Genomic DNA, 8318 nt, shown 5'->3' on the forward strand with positions numbered 1-8318 from the left:
GCTCTCCGGCGAGGTCGGCGAGGCGGTCGGGGCGCTGCTCGCCGACGGCCCGGAACGCGTGGCGGCCAAGCGAATCGCGGACGAGATCGCCGCGCTGCCGGGCTCCACCGACCTCGCGGCCTCCCTCGGCAAGGCTGCGACCGGCCACTGAAGCCCACCTGAAACCGCTGCCGAGACAGCACTGAAGCCGAACGCCTTCGCATGGTCGCCGGCACGCGCGTGCAGATCGGCGGCGAGAGCGCGAGCAGCCGTGGGCTGGTGATCTCCTGCTCCCCGTAGGCGACCCGGGACAGCAGGGTCAGCTCCGGGCGACCGGGCGGGGACGCTACCGAGGCGGGAGTGCCAGCAGGTCCTCGTGCTCGACCGTGACCCGCAGCTCGCCCGAGAGGCACTGGTCGAGGCGCCGGCGCAGGTAGTCCATCGCCTCCCGCGTCAGGCTCGGGTTCTGCTCGCACGCGGCCGACACCCTGCCCTGCAGCCACTGCGCGGTGAGCGCCGCGTGCTCGGCGCCGAGCCGCCACGTGCTGGGCCGCGTGTGCACCTGCGCGCCGAGGCCCTCGAACGCCTGCCTCGCGAGCGTCGCCGCGTCGGGCCCGAGCAGCCGGCGCTCGCCGACCGTGCGCCGCTGGTGGGCGTTGAACTCCGCCTCGAGCGCGACGTCGAGGTCGTCGACCGGGTCCAGCGACACCCGGCCCAGCACCGACAGCGCCAACAGTGCCGGGCACCCGGCGCCCACGCACGCCGCCGCGAGGCCCATGACCTCCTCGGCGGTCAGCAGGTCGAGCAGCGCGGACCCGGTCACCAGCGAGGTGCCCGTCAGGTCCGCGGCGGTCAGCAGGGTGAGGTCGCGCTCGTCGGTCACGGCCGTCGCCGGGGCCGGCAGGCTGGCCGCCGCGCGCGCCAGCAGCGCCGGGTCGCGGTCGGTGAGGATCCAGTGCTGCGGCATGGGCAGCCGCCCGACCAGCCAGCGGCCCATCGACCCGGTGCCGCAGCCCAGGTCGCGGATCACCAGCTCGCCCTCGGTGAGTGCCGCGTGCAGCGGCTCGAGCAGCTCGGCCGAGCGGGCCTGCGCGTCGGCGCTCTCGCGCAACGCGAGCCACTCCGGTGCGAACTGGGTGGTGGTCACCGCCACGCGGCCTCCCGTGATCGACTCGGACGTACTCCCACCCATTAACACGCGGCCCGCGTTCGGGAAGTTCACCGGGGTGGGATACCCAGGTCAGACCGGCTGCGGGGACCCCGGTAGAACCATTTGGAGCAAGCGCACGTATTCACGGCAGGAACCCGATCTCTCAGGAGGAACGCGTGGCCGTGTTGACAGCATCTCCGGTGCGGACATTGACCGCCGGAGCGGCCGCGCAGGTCGTCCTGTTCATGGCGTTGGCCATGTTCACCGGTATCGGCCCTTCGGGCATGCTGACCGGGATCGCCTATCTCGTGATCGGCTGCGCCGCGATCACCACGGGGCTGCGCCGCTACGGGGCGACCTCGTTCGGCCCGGCCGACCTGGTCACGCTCAGCCGGGCGATCCTCATCGGCGGCGTCACCGTGCTGATCGCCGACATCCCCGAGCCGGTCTCGGTCGCTCCCCTGGTCGTGCTGGCCACCGTGGCGCTGGAGCTGGACGCGGTCGACGGCTGGGTCGCCCGCAAGACCGGCACGGTCTCCCCGTTCGGTGCGCGGTTCGACATGGAGGTCGACGCGTTCCTCATCCTCGTGCTCAGCGCGTACCTGGCCACCGAGGTCGGCCCGTGGGTGCTGGCGATCGGTGCGATGCGGTACGTCTTCATCGTCGCCGGCCGGCTGCTGAGCTGGCTGCGCGCGGACCTGCCGCACAGCATGACCCGCAAGACCGTCGCCGCCGCGCAGGGCATCATCCTCGTCGTCGCCGCCTCCGAGGTGCTGCCCCCGGCGGGCACGGTGCTCATCCTCGGGCTGGCGCTCGCGGCGCTCGTGCTGTCGTTCGGCTACGACAGCATCTGGCTGTTCCGCCACCGCGAAGCCACGTCCGACGTGGCCGCGGAGACCGCCGAGGAGGCGCCCGTCCGCTCGACCCGGCGCCGGATCCTCGCCGGTGTGGGCACCGGCCTGGCCTGCGTGCTCGTGCTGTTCGCTCTGCTCGCCCCCGAGCGGATCAGCCAGCTCACGCCGACAGCGTTCGCGCGGATCCCCATCGAAGCCCTCATCCTGGCCGCCCTCGTGATCGTCCTGCCCACCGTGGCGCGGCGGGTGGCCGCGGTGCTCGCCGGCCTGCTGCTCGGCGTGGTGCTGATCATCAGGTTCACCGACATGGGTTTCAACGAGACACTCGCCCGCCCCTTCGATCTCGTCTTCGACTGGAGCTTCCTCGGACCGGGCGTGGACTACCTCGCCACCGAGATCGGCGACCTCGGCGCGCTCTTCGCGGTGATCGGCGTGATCCTGCTGATCGTCGGGCTGCTGGTGGGCTCGGTCTTCGCCGCGCTGCGGCTGAGCCGCCTGATGGCCACCCGGCGGAACACGGCCACCCGCTCCGTCGCGGTGCTCGGTGTGGTCTGGCTCGTGTGCGCGGTGCTCGGCGTGCAGTTCACCCAGGGCACCTCGGTCGCCTCCCGCCACGCCGCCGAGGGGGTCTACGACGACGTGAAGGCCGTGCGCGCGGGCCTGCTCGACCCGCAGCAGTTCGCCCAGCAGGCGTCGGTCGACCACTTCCGCTACACGCCTGGCGCCGAGCTGCTGACCGGCCTGCGCGGCAAGGACGTGCTCGTCAACTTCGTCGAGAGCTACGGCCGCGTCGCGATCGAGGACCCGCTGATCGCACCGGAGATCGACGCGAAGCTCGACGCCGGCACCGAGTCGCTGCGCAAGGCGGGCTTCCAGTCCAGGAGCGCGTTCCTCACCTCGTCGACGTTCGGCGGCGGCAGCTGGCTCGCCCACGCCTCGCTCCAGTCCGGCCTGTGGATCGACAACCAGCAGCGGTACGACGTGCTGACCTCCGGCGACCGCATGTCGCTGACCAAGGCGTTCAAGCGTGGCGGTTGGACGACCGCCGGGGTCTCGCCGCAGATCACCCAGGAGTGGCCGGAGGGCGAGTACTTCGGCTACGACCGGATGTACACCGCGAACAACGTGCCCTACCAGGGCCCGACGCTCGCCTACTCGCGGATGCCCGACCAGTGGACGCTGGAACACTTCTACCGCACCGAGATGGCCAAGCCGAACCGCGCGCCGGTGATGGCCGAGCTGGACCTCACCTCGACCCACTCGCCGTGGGCGCCGGTCCCGAAGATGCTCGACTGGAAGGACGTCGGCGACGGCTCGGTCTACGAGACGGCCACGAACGGCAAGCGGGGCAAGGACTTCTGGCCCGACCCGACCAAGGTGAAGCAGGCTTTCGGCGACTCGATCGAGTACACCCTCGAGACGCTGATCTCCTTCATCCAGACCTACGGCGACGAGAACCTGGTGATGGTCTTCCTCGGCGACCACCAGCCGGCCCCCATCGTGAGCGGCGAGGACGCGAGCCGGGACGTGCCGATCACGATCGTCGCCAAGGATCCGGCGGTGCTCGAGCGGATCTCCGCGTGGGGCTGGCAGGACGGGCTCAACCCGACGCCGGACGCGCCGGTGTGGCGGATGAGCGAGTTCCGCGACAAGTTCCTGACCGCCTACGGTCCGGCGAAGTCGGGCCAGCTCGCCCACGGCCGGTGACGACTCGCCACTGACCGCCGATCAGGGTGGCCGGCGGGCGGCCGCGTTCCTACTGTTGAGCGGTGCGCTTCCTAGTCACCTCGACGGCCGGGGCCGGGCACTACGGTCCGCTGGCGCCGTTCGTCCGGTCCTTCATGGACGGTGGGCACGACGTGCTCGTGGCTGGACCGCCCGGGCTGCGCGCGTCGGTCGCGGGCGCGGAGTTCTGGGCGGTCGACGATCCGCCGGCGGACGAGCTGGCGGCCGCGTTCGCCCGGGCCTGGAGCCTGTCGCACGACGAGGCCAACGCGCTGGTCGTGAGCGAGGTGTTCGGCCGGCTCGACGCGACCGCCGCGGTGCCCCGGCTGCGGGAGGCGATCACGTCGTGGCGGCCGGATCTAGTGGTCCGGGAGACGGCCGAGTTCGGCGGGGCGGTCGCGGCGGAGCTGCACGGTCTGCCGCACGCGCGGGTGGCCATCGGCCTAGGCACGATGGAGCGGGCGCTGACCGACGTGGCCGCGCCGAACGTCGACGTGCTGCGGCACGCGTACGGGTTGGCCGGGCCGCACCGGCTCCACGAAGCACCGCACCTGACGCTGTTCCCGGCCGGGCTCGAGGACGCCGACGGCCGGCCACTGCGGTTCCGTGACCCGTCGTGGCGCGCGGCCGAGCCCCGCCCGGTGCCGCTCGTGTACGTGACGTTCGGCAGCGTGGCCGGCGGGATGTCGATGCTGGCCGACGTCTTCGCCGCGGCGCTGGCCGCCGTGGCGGACCTGGACGCCGAGGTGGTGCTCAGCGTGGGCCGCGACGCCGACCCCGCGTCGTTCGGTCCGGCGCCGCCACATGTTCGGATCGAGCGCTGGGTGAACCAGGCCGAAGTGCTGGCGGGGGCGTCGGCGATCGTGTGCCACGGGGGCGGCGGCTCGACGCTGGGCGCGCTGGCGGCCGGGGTGCCGCTCGTGGTGGTGCCGCTGTTCGCGCAGGACCAGCACGCCAACGCCGAGCGGGTGGCCGCGGTCGGCGCCGGTGTGCGGACCGAGCCGCCGGGGATCCGCGCGGCGCTGGACGCGGTGCTGACCGAGCCGTCCTACCGGGCGGCCGCCCGTTTGCTGGCCGCGGAGCTGGCCGCCCACCCGAGCACCGACGAGGCGGCGGACGCGCTAGCGGCTCACTGGTCCGGTGTGGACAGATAGCTCCGCTCGTGCTCACGCTGGGACGGGATCGCCGAGGGTCTCAGCTCGGGGTCGGACTCGGCCGGGAGCGGCTGCAGGAGCGGCCCGGCGCCGGTGAGGACCTCGCGAGCGGCGACGATCTGCGTGGCGATCCGCTCGTGGAGCTGCCCGAGCCGGTCGACCTGCCGCCGGGCGTCGTCGACGCGGCGGTCGGCGTCGTGGGTGCGCCGGTCGGCCTCCTCGACGCGACAGTCGGCGGCCGAGGTGCGCAGCCCGGCGTCGGCCATCGCGGCGGTGACTCGCCGCATGCTCTCGGCGGTGCCCGCGTGCAGCAGGTCCTCGGCCCGGCGCCCGGCATCGAGCACGACCCGCTCGGCCTCGGTGGTGGCGAAGGTGACCAGCCGCGCGCAGTCCCCGGCGGCGGCGTCCACACGCCGTTCGGACTCCGCGATCGCCGCGGCGAGGAGCCGGCCGCTGGTCGAGGCCCCGGCGGAGACCAACCGCCCCGCGGCGCTCTCGGCGGCCGCCACCCGCTGCTCGGCGTCGGCCCGTGCGGCGCTGAGCCGACGCGCGGCCTCGTCCCGCGCGTCCCGCATCCGCTGGTCGGCCGTTTCGTCGGCGTTCGTGACGATCCGCCGGCCTTCCTCATCGGCCTCGCCGACCCGCCGCCGCGCTTCCGCTGTGCCCGCGGCGATCGCGTGACCGCTCGTGGCGGCGGCCGCCGCGAGCAACCGACCAGCTGCCTCGTTCGCGCTCATCAGCCGGTGCTCCGCCTCGGCCATCGACGATGCCACCACGTGGCCACTCGTCCTGGCAGCGGCGGTGATCAGCTGCCCCGACGCGACATTCGCACACCTCAGACGGTGTTCCGCGCTCGCCGCCGATGAGGCGACTACCTGGCCGCTCGTCGCGGCGGCTGCGGTAAGCAGACGACCTGCCGTTTCATTCGCGCACATCAGGCGGTGTTCCGCCTCGGCCAGAGACGACGCCACAACCTGACCACCCGTCGTCGCGGTCGCCCTCAGCAGGCGGCCCGACACCTCGTTCGCCGCCGCCACCCGATGCTCCGCCGCCGCCGTGCTCGCGGAGATCACCTCGGTGCTGGTCACCGCGGCCGCCTCGACCAACCGGGCCGACGTCTCGTTCGCCGCTGCCACGCGGCGATCCGCCTCCGCGATCGACGACGCCACCACTCGCGCACCCGCCGACGCCGACGCCGAGAGCAACCGGCCCGACGTCTCGTTCGCGCACCTCAGACGGTGTGCCGACGCCGCGACGGCCGCGGTCACCACATGAGAGCCGGCCGCGGCGGTCGTCTCCAGCAGGCGGGCCGACGCCGCACTCGCCGCTCGTAGGCGGGCCTCGGACTCCTCGCGGGCGGCCAGCTTCTGCTCCGCGATCTCGCGCATGGCGGCGGTCCGGCGGGCGGCCATCGCCACCTCGAAGTCGGTCTCCACCCGCTCTCGGCGGCGGCTTGCCTGCTCGTCCAGCTCCTGGCGCTGCCGCTCCGCCTCGGTGGTCATCACGGCCACCTCCACGCGCGTCTGCTGCAGCAGCGTGTTGTGCTCGTCCTCCATCGCCCGCCGCTGGGTGTCCATCTCCGCGATGGACACCTCGTAGCGGGCCCGCAGCCGTCCGGCCGCGTCCTCCGCCGTCGCCCAGCAGTGCTCGGCCGCCACCCGCGCGCGGGCGGTGACCTCGGCCGCCTCGTCGTTGGCCAGCTCGAGCATCCGCCGCAGCCGGCCCTCCAGCGCGGCCGGCTCGATCGGTGTGCGGCACACGCGGTCCAGCTGCTGGCGCAGCCGACCGTTCTCCATTCGCAGCTCTTCCAACTGTCTGGCAAGGGCCTCGGCCAGCCCAGCGTTCGCGTCCCGATCGGTCGCCAGGATGCGCAGCTCCTCCTCAACGGACTGCACGTACCTGCGCACCGCGCTTCGCCGGTAGCCCCGCAGCACCACGTCGAACCCGGTGCGCAGCGGGACCAGCTCGCTGCCGTCGCCCACTCGGCACTCCCTCCGCAGTCCTTTTTGGACTGTATGTGCGGCTGCCGAAACCTCGTCGTTCCCACGTATACCGCAGTCGCCGCAGCCAGAGAAGGGCCTGCCGAGCATGTGATCGTTTCGGTGCACAAACGCCAGAGAGCGGCTTGCCGGCCCCGCGCCGGCAAGCCGCTCCCACCCCTTGCCGGCTAGCTCACGACAGCTTGGCGCGCAGGGCCGCGACCAGCTCGGCCCGGTTCCCCGCCACCAGCTTCTGCCGCAGCCGAGCGACGTGCTGCTCGACGGTCTTCGGCGAGATGTACAGCCGAGCGCCGATCTCCTTCTGGGTGAGCCCGTCCAGCAGCAGCTCGCCCACCGAACGCTCCCTTTTGGACAGTCCGTCGGCACTGCCGCGGTCGACGGTCGCGACGGTCGCCCGCAGCGCCCGCCCCGCCGCCAGCAGCTCTCTGACCACGGTCGACTCGGTCAGCTTCGCCGCCGCCGCGCCGCACAGGGCCGCGCCCTCCCACGGGCGGCCCGCGTCGGCCAGCGCTACGGCCGCCTTCCGCACGGCCGCCGGGTCGACCTTCGAAACCAGGATCGACGCCCACACCCGCGCGGCGGCGGTCCGCTCCTCCGCGGCGCCCAGCGCCTGGAGATGGTCCGCGGCGAGGGTGGCGACGCCCGGCTCCTCCGTGACGACCGCACGCTGCAACACCCACCACGCCAACGTCGCCGCGGCCCACCTCGGCGAGCCCGCGCGGGCCACCGCCGCCGCCATCACGGCCACGACCGCGTCCCGCTCACCGGGCGCGACCAGCGCGGCGGCCGTGGACAGCTCACCCCACGCGTCCAGCAGCAGCAGCTCCACATCGGCACCCGCGAGGACCGGCGCCACCCGGTGCCAGGCCGCACGCAGCGCGTCGTCGTCGCCGGCCCGCCGGGCCAGCCCGACCGTGACCGCCGCGGCGAGCACTGCGTCGCGACGCAGCGTCGGCCCGTCCCCCGCCGCGCCCAGGCCGGCGCGGGCGTCGGACAGCCGGCCGGTCCGCAGGTCCAGCCAGGCCTTCAGCAGCCGGCGCCGCGTCGTCTGCGGGCGGTCCGGGTTCGCGGTCAACATCTCCCACGCGGTCCGGTCGTCCCCGCCGGCCACGACGACCGTCACCGCCAGGTCGTCCCACCGCCCCGAGGCCATCGGATCCGCCGGCACGCTGGCGACGGCCAGCCCGGCGAGCCGCCGCGAGGCCGTGTCGAACTCGCCACGCAGCGCGGCCAGAGTCGCCGAGACGCCGTCCAGCAGCACGATCAGCCCGCGCGGCACGGCTCCGGAGACCATCTGCCGGGCGGTCGCCAGGTCGTGCTCGGCCGTCTCGACGTCCCCGACGAGGCTCGCCGCGAGCGCACCCCGGCCACCGGCCAGCGCGCCGGGCGCGCCGTCCAAAGTGGAGGCGACGGCACGCCACCGCTCGGCGGCGTCGAACAGCGCGCCGTCCGCGGC

Annotated in this window: 5 protein-coding genes; 2 read left to right on the forward strand and 3 right to left on the reverse strand. The window is 73.8% G+C overall.

The window, feature by feature from the left end:
• Positions 1-325: 325 nt before the first annotated feature.
• Complete coding sequence (locus ACRDSK_RS28910) at positions 326-1171, reverse strand: SAM-dependent methyltransferase (protein WP_431444523.1); 846 nt, start codon at positions 1169-1171, stop codon at positions 326-328.
• 158 nt (positions 1172-1329) lie between these two features.
• On the opposite strand from ACRDSK_RS28910, the gene ACRDSK_RS28915 reads away from it, so the two are divergent.
• Positions 1330-3690 (forward strand): CDP-alcohol phosphatidyltransferase family protein, encoded by a 2361-nt coding sequence (locus ACRDSK_RS28915; RefSeq protein ID WP_431444519.1) that lies wholly within the window; start codon positions 1330-1332, stop codon positions 3688-3690.
• Between the two features lie 62 nt (positions 3691-3752).
• Complete coding sequence (locus ACRDSK_RS28920; RefSeq protein WP_431444520.1) at positions 3753-4862, forward strand: glycosyltransferase; 1110 nt, start codon at positions 3753-3755, stop codon at positions 4860-4862.
• Here ACRDSK_RS28920 and ACRDSK_RS28925 read toward each other — a convergent pair.
• Both ACRDSK_RS28925 and ACRDSK_RS28930 read right to left on the reverse strand, forming a co-directional pair.
• Positions 4838-6844, reverse strand: a complete 2007-nt coding sequence (locus ACRDSK_RS28925; protein WP_431444521.1) for a hypothetical protein — start codon at positions 6842-6844, stop codon at positions 4838-4840. The genes ACRDSK_RS28920 and ACRDSK_RS28925 overlap by 25 nt on opposite strands.
• Before the next feature lie 190 nt (positions 6845-7034).
• Positions 7035-8318: LuxR C-terminal-related transcriptional regulator (locus tag ACRDSK_RS28930; RefSeq protein ID WP_431444522.1), on the reverse strand; the 1284-nt coding region annotated here is incomplete at its 5' end.

The sequence above is a fragment of the Actinophytocola sp. genome (assembly GCF_050699915.1).
In the GTDB taxonomy this organism is placed as follows: domain Bacteria; phylum Actinomycetota; class Actinomycetes; order Mycobacteriales; family Pseudonocardiaceae; genus Actinophytocola.

Bases quoted from the DNA above. Each gene is read 5' to 3' on its own strand.
- ACRDSK_RS28910 (WP_431444523.1), bottom strand. From the start codon at position 1,171: ATGGGTGGGAGTACGTCCGAGTCGATCACGGGAGGCCGCGTGGCGGTG.